Origin of the sequence: Mesorhizobium ciceri WSM4083 (genome assembly GCF_000519305.1) — a bacterium.
In the GTDB taxonomy this organism is placed as follows: Bacteria; Pseudomonadota; Alphaproteobacteria; order Rhizobiales; family Rhizobiaceae; genus Mesorhizobium; species Mesorhizobium ciceri_B.
In genome coordinates, this window is sequence record NZ_JAFG01000010.1 from 81373 (window position 1) to 95335 (window position 13963).

18 protein-coding genes are annotated in these 13963 nt (G+C 63.9%); 4 read left to right on the forward strand and 14 right to left on the reverse strand.

What is annotated here, in order from left to right:
• Positions 1-89: 89 nt before the first annotated feature.
• From fliP to MESCI2_RS0120805, 14 genes are all read right to left on the reverse strand, one after another.
• Positions 90-821: a flagellar type III secretion system pore protein FliP gene (fliP, locus tag MESCI2_RS0120740; RefSeq protein ID WP_027038248.1), complete on the reverse strand. Its 732-nt coding sequence runs from the start codon at positions 819-821 to the stop codon at positions 90-92.
• Positions 818-1312 (reverse strand): flagellar basal body-associated FliL family protein, encoded by a 495-nt coding sequence (locus tag MESCI2_RS0120745; RefSeq protein WP_027038249.1) that lies wholly within the window; start codon positions 1310-1312, stop codon positions 818-820. Before MESCI2_RS0120745 ends, fliP begins: the two co-directional genes overlap by 4 nt.
• 19 nt (positions 1313-1331) lie before the next feature.
• The gene (flgH, locus tag MESCI2_RS0120750) at positions 1332-2039 is read right to left on the reverse strand and encodes a flagellar basal body L-ring protein FlgH (protein WP_027038250.1); all 708 of its coding nucleotides are present in this window, start codon (positions 2037-2039) and stop codon (positions 1332-1334) included.
• Positions 2036-2620 carry a MotE family protein gene (locus MESCI2_RS0120755; RefSeq protein ID WP_027038251.1) on the reverse strand — a complete coding sequence of 195 codons (585 nt, stop codon included), beginning with the start codon at positions 2618-2620 and terminating at the stop codon, positions 2036-2038. Before MESCI2_RS0120755 ends, flgH begins: the two co-directional genes overlap by 4 nt.
• A gap of 9 nt (positions 2621-2629) precedes the next feature.
• Complete coding sequence (locus MESCI2_RS0120760) at positions 2630-3871, reverse strand: flagellar basal body P-ring protein FlgI (protein ID WP_027038252.1); 1242 nt, start codon at positions 3869-3871, stop codon at positions 2630-2632.
• Positions 3868-4395, reverse strand: coding sequence for a flagellar basal body P-ring formation chaperone FlgA (flgA, locus tag MESCI2_RS0120765; RefSeq protein WP_027038253.1), 528 nt, complete (start codon positions 4393-4395; stop codon positions 3868-3870). Before flgA ends, MESCI2_RS0120760 begins: the two co-directional genes overlap by 4 nt.
• 3 nt (positions 4396-4398) lie before the next feature.
• Entirely contained in the window at positions 4399-5187 is a 789-nt protein-coding gene (gene flgG, locus MESCI2_RS0120770; protein ID WP_013529795.1) for a flagellar basal-body rod protein FlgG, read from the reverse strand.
• 11 nt (positions 5188-5198) lie between these two features.
• A complete protein-coding gene (locus MESCI2_RS0120775) occupies positions 5199-5525 on the reverse strand; it encodes a flagellar hook-basal body complex protein FliE (protein WP_023810002.1) in 327 nt (108 codons plus the stop codon).
• Entirely contained in the window at positions 5525-5941 is a 417-nt protein-coding gene (gene flgC / locus MESCI2_RS0120780; RefSeq protein WP_027038254.1) for a flagellar basal body rod protein FlgC, read from the reverse strand. Before flgC ends, MESCI2_RS0120775 begins: the two co-directional genes overlap by 1 nt.
• Before the next feature lie 2 nt (positions 5942-5943).
• Positions 5944-6324, reverse strand: coding sequence for a flagellar basal body rod protein FlgB (flgB, locus tag MESCI2_RS0120785; protein WP_027038255.1), 381 nt, complete (start codon positions 6322-6324; stop codon positions 5944-5946).
• A gap of 80 nt (positions 6325-6404) precedes the next feature.
• The gene (locus MESCI2_RS0120790; protein WP_027038256.1) at positions 6405-7244 is read right to left on the reverse strand and encodes a hypothetical protein; all 840 of its coding nucleotides are present in this window, start codon (positions 7242-7244) and stop codon (positions 6405-6407) included.
• On the reverse strand, positions 7231-8649 hold the full coding sequence (gene fliI, locus MESCI2_RS0120795) for a flagellar protein export ATPase FliI (protein ID WP_027038257.1): 1419 nt from the start codon (positions 8647-8649) through the stop codon (positions 7231-7233). The genes MESCI2_RS0120790 and fliI overlap by 14 nt, the downstream gene beginning before the upstream one ends.
• 3 nt (positions 8650-8652) lie before the next feature.
• Positions 8653-9375, reverse strand: coding sequence for a flagellar basal-body rod protein FlgF (gene flgF, locus MESCI2_RS0120800; protein WP_027038258.1), 723 nt, complete (start codon positions 9373-9375; stop codon positions 8653-8655).
• Positions 9376-9382: 7 nt separating this feature from the next.
• Positions 9383-10504 carry a DUF1217 domain-containing protein gene (locus tag MESCI2_RS0120805; protein WP_027038259.1) on the reverse strand — a complete coding sequence of 374 codons (1122 nt, stop codon included), beginning with the start codon at positions 10502-10504 and terminating at the stop codon, positions 9383-9385.
• 146 nt (positions 10505-10650) lie between these two features.
• Here MESCI2_RS0120805 and motA point away from each other — a divergent pair, with 146 nt between their 5' ends.
• Genes motA through MESCI2_RS0120825 form a run of 4 tightly spaced genes read left to right on the forward strand, consistent with a single transcriptional unit; the run spans position 10651 to position 13963 of the window.
• Entirely contained in the window at positions 10651-11526 is an 876-nt protein-coding gene (motA, locus tag MESCI2_RS0120810; RefSeq protein ID WP_027038260.1) for a flagellar motor stator protein MotA, read from the forward strand.
• Positions 11527-11558: 32 nt separating this feature from the next.
• Entirely contained in the window at positions 11559-12506 is a 948-nt protein-coding gene (locus MESCI2_RS0120815; RefSeq protein ID WP_027038261.1) for a FliM/FliN family flagellar motor switch protein, read from the forward strand.
• A gap of 16 nt (positions 12507-12522) precedes the next feature.
• Positions 12523-12909, forward strand: a complete 387-nt coding sequence (fliN, locus tag MESCI2_RS0120820; protein ID WP_023809994.1) for a flagellar motor switch protein FliN — start codon at positions 12523-12525, stop codon at positions 12907-12909.
• 43 nt (positions 12910-12952) lie between these two features.
• Entirely contained in the window at positions 12953-13963 is a 1011-nt protein-coding gene (locus MESCI2_RS0120825) for a flagellar motor switch protein FliG (RefSeq protein ID WP_027038262.1), read from the forward strand.

The window sequence follows — 13963 nt, forward strand, 5'->3', positions numbered from 1 at the left end:
CGAATATGCGGGCAAGTCCCTACCAAAGGGCTAAACCGGACGGTTAATCGAAAATATATTGCTGGGATTTCGAGCCGGCGCGGCAGGGGTCAGTTGAAGGAGCGCACCAGGCTGCCGACAAGCAGGTTCCAGCCGTCGATCAGGACGAAGAACAGGATCTTGAAAGGCAGCGAAACCACCGTCGGCGGCAGCATCATCATGCCCATCGCCATGGTGATGGTGGCCACGATCAGGTCGATGACCAGGAATGGCAGCACGATCAGGAAGCCGATCTCGAAACCGCGCCGGATCTCCGAGATCATGAAGGCTGGCACCAGGATGCGCAGGTCGACGGTGTCACGCGAAACGGTCTGGCCGCGCTCGCGGGCGAGGTCGGCGAAGAGGTCGAAATCCTTGTCACGCACATTGTGCAGCATGAAGGTGCGGAACGGGTCCGAAATCTTGTCGAAGGCTTCGGTCTGGGTGATCTGGTTGTCCATCAGCGGTTTGACGCCGGTGTTCCAGGCCTGATCGAAGGTCGGCGCCATGACATAGAAGGTCATGAACAGCGACAGCGAAATCAGGATGAGGTTTGCCGGTGTCGACTGCAGGCCGATGCCGGCGCGCAGGATCGAGAAGGCTATGACGAAACGGGTGAAGCTGGTCACCATGATCAGCAGGCCTGGCGCCACCGACAGAACGGTCAGCAAGCCGAACATCTGGATGATGTAGCCGACGGTGGTGCCGTCAGCCTTGCCGATGCCGCCGAGATCGAGCTGCTGGGCCGCCGCGATGGAGGTGGCGGCGGCGATCATGGCCGTGGCGAGAAGGTACTTTCTCATTCGAGCAGCAATGTCCTGATAAGAATCTGCTTGGCGTGACCCTGGCTGCGGATCGCGGCGCGTTCCTCGAGATCGGCCTTCAGGTGCTGGTAGCCGCTGGCGCCCTCGATCTGATGCATCTTCAAGGTGCGCACCAGGGCCAGAAGATCCTGGTGGATGTCATCCGACATTGCCTGTGGCTGCGGCCCGTCATAGACAACGGACACCTCCATTCTGATCCAGGTATCGGCAGGCGAGGCGATGTTGGTGGTGATCGGCGCCAGCACAACCAGTGTAGGCCCCACTGCTGGCTGCTCGGCAGAAGCCGGCTGCTCCGTCTTGCCTTCATTCTCGGGCGCCGCCGGTACCGACGACGGTGCGTCGACACCCTTCAGATAGCCGCCGGACATCCAGCCCATGCCGATGGCGGCCGCCGTCACAACCAGCAGCATGCCGCCCTGAATGGCAAAGGAGGGACCCTTGCGCGGCTGGACCTGTTCGACATTTGCCACTGTGCTCTGTTCCCCAACCCTAGAACGGAAGAACCTGGTCGAGAATCTGCTGGCCGTAGGCAGGCTGCTGGACCTCGGTGATGCGACCGCGTCCGCCGTAGGAGATGCGGGCCTCGGCGATACGTTCGTAGGGGATGGTGTTTTCGGCGCCTATATCGGCCGGCCGCACGATGCCGGCGAGCGTCAGCACCCTGAGCTCGGCGTTGACGCGCACTTCCTGCGATCCGGTGATCATCAGATTGCCGTTGGGCAGCACATCGGTGACGATCGCCGCGACATTGAGCTCAAGCGTTTCCGAGCGCTTGATCTCGCCGTCGGCCGTCGTGTCCGTGGTAGAGCTGAGAGCCCCTGCGCCCTTGCCGGCGGTGCTCCACTTGTCCCACTGCGCGCTGAGGTCGTAACCGAGCTTGCGATTGGCGGTGCGGCTCCTGTCGTTCTGGTTCTTGAAGTTGGCCCGATCGTTGATCTTGATCTTGACCGTCAGGATGTCGCCCTGGGACAGCGCCCGCGGGTCGGTGAACAGCCGGCTCTGGCGGTCGTCCCACAACGAGAATTTCTTGACCGGCGTGGGCGGCGTTTGCGGGTAGCGATAGAGGGAGCCGGTGCTGCCGCCATCGATGCCGGAGCCGACCGGGGACAGAGCCGGCTCCCTGCCGACCTCCTTGAGGTTGGTTCCGCAACCCGACAGCACGGTGACCGCGCACAGGACAAGCATTTTCCGGATCATGACGGATCTACCCTTCGGGCTGCGCTGGCCATAATGCCGGTGAGCGTCGCCGCCGCCTTCTGGTCCATTTCGTTGAGGATGACGCTCGCCTTGCGTGAATCGAGCTTCATCAATATGGCCGCAGCCAGATCGGCATTGACGATGGCCAGCCGCTCGGCGGCGGCGTCGGGCTTCATGCCGGCGTAGATCTGGACGACGCCGTCCTCTGCCCGGGCCAGGAAAACCTCGCGTCGCTTCAGCCAGGTCTCGTATTCAGCTTTCTTTGCATCGAGAGCTTTCATGCGCTCGTCAATGCCGGCCTGGAGCTGCTTCAGTTCCTCCGCCTGCAGGACATAGCGGCGGTCGCGGGCGGCGTCGGCGATGTTTGAGCAGAAGCGCTCGATCTCGCTTTGGTCCGGCGCCTTTTCCCGCGTCAATTGCTGCGGCGCCGCTGCCACCGGTGCTCCCGGCAGGACCTGACGGACCGTCTCCTCGCCGCGTGCGGTGTCGCCGGCAAAGGGCAGAGCCGCGAGAATAGCGGTCGCGAGCAGGATCGCGGCTTTGCGGTGTCTGCCGTCATGGCGTGGGAAGGAGCGCGTCATCGGCATCGCCTATTGCAGAACCAGGTCGGCCTGCAGAGCCCCGGCCGACTTGATGCCCTGCAGGATGGCGATGATGCCATCCGGCTTGACGCCGAGGCGGTTGAGGCCGGAAACGAGGGTCTGGAGATCGGGTCCGTCAAGCACGGCAACGCGGGCGTCGGGCCGGCTGGCGTCGATGGCGGTGAAGGGTTCGATGGCGGTCTCGCCCTTGGAGAAGGGTTCGGGCTGGATGACGCGCGGCGCTTCGGTGATGCGCACGGTGAGCGTGCCGTGGCTGATGGCGACCCGCGAGATCTTGACGTCATTGCCGATGACGATGGTGCCGGTGCGCTCGTCGATGACGACACGGGCCGGCGTGTCGGATTCGACCACCAAATTCTCGATTTCGGCATAGAAGCGCGCCGCCGAGACACCTTTCGGCCTTCTGATCTGCACGGTGCGCGAATCGCGCTCGGCCGCCACCCGCATGCCGAAGCGCTGGCCGGTGTAGTCGTTGATGGCGTCCGCTATGCGGATAGCGGTCGAGAAATCGGGATTGCGCAGCTGCAGCGTCAGGATCGCCTGATCGTCGAACTCGGCCTGGACGGCACGCTCGACGATGGCGCCGTTCGGCACGCGGCCGGAGGTCGGCACGCCTTGCGTCAGCTGCTCGGCCTGTCCCTGGGCGGTAAAGCCGGACACGATGACCGAGCCTTGGCCGACGGCATAGATCTCGCCGTCCGCCGCCTTCAGCGGCGTCATGATCAGCGTGCCGCCGGAAAGCGAGGTCGCGTCGCCCATCGAGGAGACGTCGATGTCGATGCGGGCGCCCGACTGCACGTATGGCGGCATGTTGGCGGTGACGATGACGGCGGCGACATTCTTGGCGCGCGCGCTGCCGCCTTCGGTGGCGATGCCGAGATTTTCGAGCATCGCGCGGATCGACTGTTCGGTGAATGGCGAGTTGCGCAGGCTGTCGCCCGATCCGGCAAGGCCGATGACCAGGCCGTAGCCGACGAGCTGATTGTCGCGCGAACTCTGCAGCTGGGCGATGTCCTTGATGCGCGAGGCGACCTGGCCCGGCGGCAGCGAACTCGGCCCGGTCGAAACCCGGAACATGCGGCTGGTGGTGGCCGGATCATATTCGGGATCGTTGTAGACGCCGCCATTCTTGGCGGCGAGCTCACGCTTGGCCTTCGGCGTCAGGCCGTCGGCCAGAGCCGGCTGCAGGCCAAGCACGGCTGCCAGTATCAGGGTAAGCCCGCGCATCATGAAGCGCTGACCTGGATGGTTCCATCCGCCATCACGGTGCCGGACAGGACTTTGCCGCTGTCGATGTTGCGAACCTTGACGAGGTCGCCCGCGGCTCCCGGCTGCAGCGTCACGGCGGTGGCCGAGATCGTCAGCCCGCCGGCGATGAAGAAGATCTGCACGGAAGCACCCTGTTCGACCAGCCAGGCCTCGCGGATGGCGGTGGAGGGAATGTAGCGGCCGGGCAGCAGCGTGCGCTTGGCGACCTTGCCATCCAGTTCTTCGGCTCGCGTGGCGACCGCCTCCGGCTTGTGCTTGCCGACGATAAGGGTGACCTGTTTCAGGGCAGCCAGGTTGATGGTCTCGCCGGGATAGATTACCCGGCTCGGAATAAGCACCACCTCGCCGCCAGCTTGATTGCTGGCGATCCGGGTGGCCGACTGGTTGGCCGATTCCTGGGCAAAAGCCGGCATGCTGCCGGTCACCAGCGCAAGGACGAGCGCGGTGCGGCGGAATGCGGACAGGAGGCCGGGCGTCGACATCATGCGTTACCTGATGTTCTTGGAGACCACGGAGGCCATGTCGTCGGCGGCCTGGATGACCTTGGAGTTCATCTCATAGGCGCGCTGCGCCGAGATCAGCTCGGTGATTTCCTTGACCGGGTCGACATTGGAGGCTTCGAGATAGCCCTGCTGGATGGTGGCAAAGCCGGGATCGCCCGGCACGCCGACATTCGCCGGCCCCGAAGCCGTGGTTTCCTGGAACAGATTGTCGCCGAGCGGCGCCAGGCCGGCCTCGTTGGCGAAATTGGCGATCTGAAGCTGACCGAGGTTCTGCAGATCGGTCTGGCCGTCGATGCGGGCGAAGACCTGGCCGGTCTTGTTGACGATGACCTCGACGGCATCCACGGGAACATTGATTGCCGGAATGACGGCAGCGCCGTCAACCGTCACGAGCTGGCCGGTGGCGTTGGTGTTGAGAGCGCCGGCGCGGCTGTAGAGCGTGCCGCCGTCGGCACCCTCGATCTGGAACCAGCCCCTGCCGGTCAGCGCCAGGTCGAAACTGTTGCCGGTGCTGGTCAGTTCGCCCTGTGTGTGCACGTTGCGCACGGCCGTCGTCTTGACGCCGAGGCCGATCGAGACGCCCTCCGGCACCAGCGAGGCGTTGGAGCGGTTGGGCACGCCCTGCGTGCGGTCGACCTGATAGAGCAGGTCGGAGAATTCGGCACGGGCGCGCTTGTAGCCGGTGGTGTTGATGTTGGCGATGTTGTTGGCGATGACTTCCAGATTTGTCTGCTGGGCATTCATGCCGGTGGCGGCGATGGCGAGTGCTTTCATGGCGGAATTCCTCAGATGCCCATTCGACTGACTTCGAGATAGGCGGAAACCACCTTGTCGCGGATGGCGACGGCGGTCTGAAGCGCCTGCTGCGCGCTCATCACGGCGTCGACCACCTGACGGGTGTCGGCGTCGCCCTTGAGCGCCTGCATCGATACCTGCTCGGCATTCTGCATCGTGTCGACGGTCTTGGAGGCGGCCTGGCTCAGCGCCTCGGCAAAGGAGGTGCCGACATTGCCGCCGGCCGAGGGTGTCGCGCCGCCCTGGAGCAGGCTTGTCGCCGTGTCATCGCCGCCGATCGACGGCTTGAACTGAAGGGCTCCGATACCGCTGATCATTACTGGTTCCTCATCAGGTCGATGGTCATGGAAATCAGGTCGCGGGCCTGCTTGACGACCTGAAGGTTGGCCTCGTAGGAGCGGTTGGCCTCGGTCATGTCGGCCATTTCGATCAGCACGTTGACGTTGGGCATCTTGACGTAGCCCTTCTCGTCGGCGGCCTCGTTGCCGGGCTGGAACTCGACTGGAAAGTCACTGGGATCTCGATCGATCGAGTTCACTGCAACCGTTGAACTGCCGGAGGTCCGGTCAAGCTCGGAGACGAAGCTGATGGTCTTGCGGCGATAAGGATCGGAGCCGGGCGCGGTGCCGGTCGACTGGGCGTTGGCCAGATTTTCGGAAACCACGCGCAGGCGCTCCGACTGGGCGCCGAGGCCGGATGCTGCGACTTTGAGGGCTGCGGTCAGTGCGTCCATGGTCAGCTCTTCACCGCCATCATCATCATCGTATGAAACGCCTTGACGATCGCCGTGTTGAGTTCGAAGGAGCGGCGCACCTCGCCGGCTTTCAGCAACTGGTCTTCCAGAACGACCGAGTTCTTGGACGGCATGACGACGCCGTCATTCTCCTGCGGCTTGATGGTGAAGCCGGCATTGGTCGCTGCATTGCCGAGATGGCCGGCCTGGGTCGCCTGCAGCGATACGGCGGCGCGGTCGAGCACCTTTTCGAATGGCTCGACGTCGTTTGCCGTATAGCCTGGCGTGTTGGCATTGGCGATGTTGCCGGCGACTGCCGACTGGCGCACGGCCAGCCATTGCGCTTGCTTGGCGGCGAGGTCGAAAAGGGAAACGGGCTCCATGGGAATCTCCGAGCAGGTACCCAGAGACTAGGCCGCCAGTCTTGCGCGGGCCTTGCGGATGGCCGGCAGCCTGAGATCGTTTATTTGGAGAGTTCGATCACCTGGTCGGCACTGGTGACCATGACCCATTTGCCGTTGCGCTGCTCGATGGAGGACACCTGGCTGGAGTCAGGCAGTATCGAGCCGCGCTGGACGATCCAGAGGCCAGCGTCGTCCTGGATCATGGCGCGGCCGTTGGCGACATGAACCATGCGGAATTTCGCCGCGTCGGCCGGAAACGGTTGCTCGTCGGGTGCGGCTGCGGGATTGGCATCATCCCGCACCGTCCCCGTGGCAAGAAGATCGAGATTGGCCGCGGGAACGTCCTTTGCCGTCAGCGGTGCGCTGCGTTGCGCGACCACGCCGCCGCCCGCTCGCCCGGAATTAGAGCCGGTGCCGCCGAACTTCATCGCCTGGACGCCAAACTGGTCCTGGTTGAAGAAGATGTACCAGGGGAACAGGGCGCAGATCAGGCCGAGCGTGATGCCGAGCGCGGCTATGACGAAATCGCTGCGTCGGTCGGACGTCTTCTTCAGCCGGGGAAACGGTGCCTTTGGTGGCTGCGGCCATTCGGTGCGCGGGAACAGCCCGTCGATCAGCGAGTCGCGGCTGGCCTGCGTCATCTCGGCAGCCACCGCCTGGGGAGCCCGGGGCAGAGCGGGTTCGACGGGCCTGGCCAGATCAGGATCGGCTTTGCCAGCCCGTGGCAGGATTGGCTTGACGGCTCTGGCCAGAACGGCCTCGGCTTTGGCTGCGATGGCACGGGCGGCCTTTGCCTTGGCAGTTCTCGTTTCGTCAGCCTCGGCTTGCTCCACGGCGTTGGCCTCGGCGATCATGTCGCGCAGGATGCGCTCGGTATATTCGCGTTCAGTCTCCGGCATCGGCGTTCAGCTTGCTCTTGAGGTGGCGGGCGAGATCGGAGAACGGGTCGGTCGACGGGCGATCCTTTGGCGCTTGCGTCAGCGCTTCATAGATCAGCGGCACCTGGCGCACGGCGATGTCGAGTTCGGCATCGACTCCGCCCTGATAGGCCCCGAGCAACCGGATATCGCGCGTGTCCTCGAAGCGCGAGATCATCGACTTCAGCCTTGTGACCAGCGCGCGCTGTTCGACGCTCCAGGCCTTTCCGGCCAACCGCGATATGGACGACAGCGGGTTGACGGGGGGATAGCGACCCTGTTCGGCGATCGTGCGGTCGAGCACGACATGGCCGTCGAGGATGCCGCGCACGGAATCGGCGACCGGGTCGTTGTGGTCGTCACCGTCGACCAGCACGGAAATGATGGCGGTGATCGATCCCCTACCTTCAACTCCGGGGCCTTCCGTACCCGGCCCGGCGCGTTCGAGCAGCTTCGGCAGTTCGGTGAACACCGAGGCCGGGTAGCCGCGGGCGACCGGCGGCTCGCCGGTACCCGTCGCCACCTCACGCAAGGCGTGAGCGAAGCGGGTGATCGAATCCAGCACCAGCAAAACGCGATGCCCCTGGTCGCGAAAATGCTCGGCGACGCGCATGGCGGTGTCCGGCGCACGCCGGCGCATCATGGCGCTTTCGTCGCTGGTGGCGACGACGGCGACGGTCTTGGCCATGCTCTCGCCGATCGTGTCCTCGAGGAATTCACGGACTTCTCGGCCGCGTTCGCCGATGAGCGCCACCACGACGGTATCGAATGCGTCGGCGCCGGCGAGCATGGCAAGCAGCGTCGATTTGCCGACGCCGGAGCCGGCAAAGATGCCGAGGCGCTGGCCGAAGCAGAGCGGCGTGAAGATGTCGATGACCTTGACGCCGGTCATGAAGGCCGTGCCGACGCGTTGCCGCGCCATGGCGCCCGGCGTCGTCTGGGCGCCTCGCGATGTGTCATCTCCCCGGGCGAGCGGCGGGCCGCCATCGATCGCCCTGGTGAGTGCGTCGATGGTGCGGCCGCGCCACGAGGCATGCGGCGCCACCACGAGCGGACCGCGGCGGAACACGGCATCACCGATGCCGGAATCGGCGCTGCGTTCGAAGGGCGCCACGACGGCCTCGTCGCGGCCGATCTTGACGATCTCGCCGCGGCGTGCACCGGCATGGCCGGGCTGCTCGACGATGTCGCCCAGTCTGGCGAAGCCGGAAAGGCCGTGCACCTTGTAGTGCGTGGGCGTGACTTCGATGACGCGGCCGCCGCGCTTGAGCATGGCCTCGGCGTCGCCGAAACGCCGCCAGACCCGTTCCAGCGCGGCAAGCCGGTCTTCCGGCGCCGGCTGGAGTTGTCTTTCGGGTGCGCGCAGGGATGGCTGGTCGAGCGACATGGATTATTTCGAGCCGAGCGTCTTGATCGCCTCGTCGGTGGAGGAGTCGGTCTGCCGCATCAGGGCGGCGGTGTTCTCGAAGGCGCGCTGGACCATGATCAGCCGGGTGATCTCCAGCACCGGATTGACATTGGACTCTTCGAGAAAACCCTGGGCAACGCCGACATCGGATCGGTCGGTGACAGGCTCCGGGGTGCGTGCCGGAACGATGCCGGAATTGCCGTAGCGGACGAAGTTCGGGCCTGGATCGAAATTGTAGAGACCGATCGAGCCGACAAGCTGATCGTTCTGGCGCAACGAACCATCGGCCCCGGCCTTGGGCGGACCGTTGCGGGGGTCAAGCTGGATCGGCGAGCCGCCCGCATCGAGCACCGGGTGGCCCTCGAGCGACATCAGCTCGCCGTTCTCGTTCATCGAAAAGCGTCCGTCGCGGGTCATGACGGTGCCGACCGGCGTCTCTATGGCGAACCAGGCATCGCCCTGGACGGCGAAATCGAAGGGATTGCCGGTCTCGCTCAAGGCACCGTGGGCGCCGGAAAGGTAGGTCTTGCCCGGAGAGGCGAAGGATACCGATTTCTGTCCGGTGCCGGAGACGACGTCCTCGAACTTCACGCCGGTGGCGCGAAAGCCGATCGTCGAGGCGTTGGCGACGTTGTCGGCGATGGTGTCGAGGCGCCGCTCGAGCGCGATCTGCGACGAAAGGGCGACGTACAGGCTGTCCCGCATGATGGTCTCAGAACCTCAATTTCTGCATGGCCATCATCAGGTCGGTGGAGATGCCGACGGTGAGTGGCTGCGCAAACAGCACGCTGACCGAGGTGACGGCCGATGAAGTCGGGTGGTTGATCTCGTACATGCTGGTGAAGCGCGTCAGGAACTTGCCGAGTTTCTCGGGGTCGGAGAAATCCGAGATGTCGAGTTTTTGCTCGAACAGCTGCGCCTGCTTGTCGACATCGGCGGTGGCGAAGGAATCGGGCAGGCCGAGCACGGTGCGCACGACACTGGCAAGCGCGGTGTCGGCCAGCACGTCATACCAGCTGGTGATGGTTGGGGCCTTGCGATCGAAATAAAGCGCCAGCCGCACGCCCTGGTTGGTCTGACCGGCATTCTCTTCGAGGGTCTGGCGCATGTATTTGTCGACGGTCGGCTGCTGCGCCGGATTGATGGTGGTGGTGTTTTCGCCATAGGCTTCGAAGTTGAAGGCGGAGGCAAGCGCGGCATAGGTCTTGTCCGTCATCTTGTTGGCGACGCTGTCGGGGTCGCGCACGCCGCCCTGCAGAACCCGCTTGATGAGATCCTTGTCCTCCGTCGCCGAGTCGAGACCGAATGACGCCAGCGCGTATGTGTAGAGCCGGTTGTTCGACATCAGATCGTCGATCGACTTCACCTTGGTGATGTTGGCGAGATAGTATGTCGTCTCGCCCTTCACATAGGCCGAATCCGGATCGAGGCCGGCGATTTTCGCCTGCGTGGCGTAGTTCTTGGTCACCATCTGCTGCGTCTTGTTGTAGATGGTCGCATCGGCGCCGTTGGCGGCGAAGTTGAAGGCGCTGACGAATTCGGCGTAGCGCTTGTCGGTCAGCTTGTTGGCGAAGCTGTCGGGATCGGAGACGCCTTCCTTGAGTGCCTTGACCATGAACGCCTTGGCATAGTCCATGTCCTCCAGCCCGTAGGCTTTCATGGCATATTTGAACAAACGGTCGTTTTTGACGAAATCGTCGATCGATTTCACCTTGGTGATGTTGGCGAGATAATATTTGGTGTCGCGATCAACCACGGGCTGCTGCTCGATCCTGTCGATCGATTTTGAAATGTCCTTGGTGATGAGCTGGTAGCTGGTAAAGGTATTGAGCAAAGACGTGCCTCCGGCCGAAGCTATGCCGGCACAATACCCCTACTTCCTTGCGCGAAACTGAATCGCTTCCACGCCCTCGATTCAAGCCTCACACAAGGCACGGGGACTATCCCTAGCTCCTGATGTGAAATGCGGAAGGACCTGTCGTGGGCATTCTGATTGGACTGGTGGTAACGCTCGGCTGCGTCCTTGGCGGCTTCATGGCCATGGGCGGCCATCTTCACGTGCTTATCCAGCCGTGGGAGGCCGTGATCATCTGTGGTGCGGCTTTTGGCACCTTCCTCGTTGCCAATCCGATGAAGACGGTCAAGGACACCGGCAAGGGCATTCTCGAAGCCTTCAAGCAGGCAGTGCCGAAGGAACAGGACTATCTCGAAACGCTCGGCGTGCTGCACTCTCTGATGCGCGAGTTGCGCTCGAAATCCCGCAGCGAAGTCGAGGCGCATATCGACAATCCGGAAGAGTCGGCGATTTTCCAGGCGTTCCCAACCGTGCTGCATAACCACGACCTGACGCATTTCATCTGCGACTACTGCCGTATCATCATCATCGGCAATGCCCGCTCGCACGAGATCGAGGCGCTGATGGACGAAGAAATCCAGACCATCAGGTCCGACAAGATGAAGGCCTATCATGCGCTGGTGGCGGTGGGCGATGGCTTGCCGGCGCTCGGCATCGTCGCCGCCGTGCTGGGCGTGGTCAAGGCGATGGGCGCGCTCGACCAGTCGCCGGAAATCCTCGGCGGTTTGATTGGTGCCGCACTTGTCGGAACGTTCCTCGGCATCTTCCTGTCCTATTCGGTGGTCGGGCCGGTCGCCACCAAGATCAAGACAGTGCGCGAGAAGAAGAACCGCCTCTATATCATCGTCAAACAGACGCTGTTGGCCTACATGAACGGCGCGCTGCCGCAGGTGGCGATCGAGTTTGGCCGCAAGACCATCTCGTCCTATGAACGGCCGACGATCGACGCCGTCGAGCAGAGCACGATGAATACCGGCACCGTCGAAAAGAAGGCCGCCTGAACGATGCGCGACAGATCGGTCCCAGCACTGTCATGACCAGTCCGGGCAGCCCAGCGGAAGCGCGCTCGCTGATCATCGAGCGTCTGGTCGGCGACAGCGGCGAAGCCGCCCAGGTCATCGACGCTGGCCGGGCCATGGCCGAACGCGCGGTACCGCTGTTGCAGAAAAGCCTGACCAGCGAGCTTGGCGTTCCGGTCGTCGTCGATCTCAAAGCGATCGAGGTCAGCCGTGTTCCCGAGGCGCGTTCGCGTGCCGGCGACACGTTTGCCATGACCGTGATCGGCTCGTCCGCCTCCTCCGATGCGATGACCCTGGTGATCGATGCTCCGGCGATCGCTATCATGGTCTGCACGCTGTTCGGCGGCGATCCGGATCTGCCGGTCTCGCCGATCGAACGCGATCTGTCGCAGATCGAAATCGATGTCTCGACCATGGTGTTCCAGCAGGTCGCGCAGGCCCTCAACGGTTCGGGAAAGCGCTCGCTCGACCTGCGCCTGCCCGCGCCGCGAGCAATGTCCGGCACCGAGGCGAAGCGGTATGTGCTGCGCGATGGCGCGGCAATCCGCATCGTGCTTGGCATCTCGACGCCGGCCGACAGTGGCACCGTCACGGTGACGATGCCGCAGCGCGTCGTGCTGGCCAGCCGCGACGGAGCCGTGCCTGTCAGCGACGACGATCACGGCCCCAGCTGGCGCGCCCGCTTTTCGGAAGAGGTGATGCGCTCCACCGTGGCGCTCGAGGCCACGATGCCGCTGGCGCGGCTGACGCTCGGCGACCTCGCCGGTTTCGAAATCGGCGACGTCATCGAATTCGAGGAAACGGCCCAAACCCAGGCGCGTCTCAGCGCACGGGGCAAGACGCTGTTCGTATGCGAGTTCGGCAAACTGGGACAGAATTACACCGTCCGGATCAGGCATCCTTACGACGCCGGGCAGGACTTTATCGACGGGCTGATGCCGGCTGCCGCCGGACGCGCCTGAGCATTTGGAGACGATCATGGCCAAAACCAAGGCGGAAGCCGACCTCGACCAGCCGGACGAGCAGCTCGACCGTGCCATCGAAGAGTTGCGCGGTGTCCTGCATGAAGAGGAGCAACGCCCCGATGCGGCGTTCAGGGCGGCCTCATCAGCCAATTCGAGCGTGATCATGAACATTCCCGTTGATGTCCAGATCATCCTCGGCAGCACCGAGATGCCGGTCTCCGATCTGATGGCGCTGCAAAAAGGGTCGACCGTGGCGCTCAATCGCCGCATCGGGGAACCTGTCGACGTCGTGGTCAACGGCCGCAAGATCGCGCGCGGCGAGATCACCGTGCTGGAAAGCGATCCGTCGCGTTTCGGCATCAGGCTGACCGAAATCATCGCCGGCACGAAGGGCGCCTAGACATGGTTTGCGGGGCTTGCCGGTGGCAGCGGAGGCGAGTGGCATGACGACGCCGGTGACCTTGACCCGCGCGCAGAAGGCGGCCGCCATATTGGTGGCGATGGGCAAGCCGTCGGCCAGCCGCCTGCTGAAATTCTTCAAGCAAGAAGAACTGAAGGCGCTGATCGAGGGCGCCCGCCTGCTGCGGACGATTCCGCAAAGCGATCTCGAACGTATCGTCGCCGAGTTCGAGGCCGAGTTCACCGAAGGGGCGGGATTGCTCGATTCCGCCGACAGGATGGACACCATCCTCAACGAATCGCTCTCGCCCGAAGAGATGAGCGCGATCATGGGCGACAAGAAATTCGAGGTCGCACCGGAAGGTCCGCCGCCGATCTGGCCCGAGCTCGAAAAGCTCGAACCGGCGCGGCTTGGCGCCTTCCTGGCCGGTGAGCATCCGCAGACGGCGGCCATGGTGTTGTCGAAGCTGGCGCCGCAGGTGGCGGCCAACGTGCTGTTGACACTGACCAAACCGATGCGTGGAGAAATCATCAAGCGCATGGTGACGATGGCCAATGTTCCCGACGCTGCCGCCAGGATCGTCGAAAACCGGCTGCGCACCAGCGTGCTGGCGGAAACCTCGACCAAGGACACCTCGGCCGGGCAGGCGCGTGTCGCCAGCGTTCTCAACGAACTCGACAAGCCGCTGCTTGAGGAGGTCATGCAGGATCTGGAAGCCGCCGGCACGCCCGATCTCGACGGTGTGAGGGCCCGGCTGTTTGCTTTCGACGACTTGCCGCTGCTCACCCAGAAAGCGCGGGTGCTGCTGTTCGACGGGCTGTCGACGGAGCTGGTCACGCTGGCCCTGCGCGGCACGTCGGCCGCACTCGCGGAATCGGTGCTGTCGGCCATCGGCGCCCGCTCGCGGCGCATGATCGAAGCCGAACTCGGGCAGGGCTCGGACGGGGTCCCTCTCGCCGACATCACGGCGGCCCGCAAGACGATCGTTACGACGACGATCCGGCTGTCGCGCGAAGGCGCCTTCGAACTGCCCTCGACCCAAGACGCCGCCTAA

What these genes read in the sequence shown, in the direction of transcription:
- fliP (WP_027038248.1), bottom strand. Translation starts at nt 821, where the DNA reads ATGAGAAAGTACCTTCTCGCCACGGCCATGATCGCCGCCGCCACCTCC.
- flgH (WP_027038250.1), bottom strand. Translation starts at nt 2,039, where the DNA reads ATGATCCGGAAAATGCTTGTCCTGTGCGCGGTCACCGTGCTGTCGGGT.
- MESCI2_RS0120755 (WP_027038251.1), bottom strand. Translation starts at nt 2,620, where the DNA reads ATGACGCGCTCCTTCCCACGCCATGACGGCAGACACCGCAAAGCCGCG.
- MESCI2_RS0120760 (WP_027038252.1), bottom strand. Translation starts at nt 3,871, where the DNA reads ATGATGCGCGGGCTTACCCTGATACTGGCAGCCGTGCTTGGCCTGCAG.
- flgA (WP_027038253.1), bottom strand. Translation starts at nt 4,395, where the DNA reads ATGATGTCGACGCCCGGCCTCCTGTCCGCATTCCGCCGCACCGCGCTC.
- flgG (WP_013529795.1), bottom strand. Translation starts at nt 5,187, where the DNA reads ATGAAAGCACTCGCCATCGCCGCCACCGGCATGAATGCCCAGCAGACA.
- MESCI2_RS0120775 (WP_023810002.1), bottom strand. Translation starts at nt 5,525, where the DNA reads ATGATCAGCGGTATCGGAGCCCTTCAGTTCAAGCCGTCGATCGGCGGC.
- flgC (WP_027038254.1), bottom strand. Translation starts at nt 5,941, where the DNA reads ATGGACGCACTGACCGCAGCCCTCAAAGTCGCAGCATCCGGCCTCGGC.
- flgB (WP_027038255.1), bottom strand. Translation starts at nt 6,324, where the DNA reads ATGGAGCCCGTTTCCCTTTTCGACCTCGCCGCCAAGCAAGCGCAATGG.
- MESCI2_RS0120790 (WP_027038256.1), bottom strand. Translation starts at nt 7,244, where the DNA reads ATGCCGGAGACTGAACGCGAATATACCGAGCGCATCCTGCGCGACATG.
- fliI (WP_027038257.1), bottom strand. Translation starts at nt 8,649, where the DNA reads ATGTCGCTCGACCAGCCATCCCTGCGCGCACCCGAAAGACAACTCCAG.
- flgF (WP_027038258.1), bottom strand. Translation starts at nt 9,375, where the DNA reads ATGCGGGACAGCCTGTACGTCGCCCTTTCGTCGCAGATCGCGCTCGAG.
- MESCI2_RS0120815 (WP_027038261.1), top strand. Translation starts at nt 11,559, where the DNA reads ATGACCAGTCCGGGCAGCCCAGCGGAAGCGCGCTCGCTGATCATCGAG.
- fliN (WP_023809994.1), top strand. Translation starts at nt 12,523, where the DNA reads ATGGCCAAAACCAAGGCGGAAGCCGACCTCGACCAGCCGGACGAGCAG.
- MESCI2_RS0120825 (WP_027038262.1), top strand. Translation starts at nt 12,953, where the DNA reads ATGACGACGCCGGTGACCTTGACCCGCGCGCAGAAGGCGGCCGCCATA.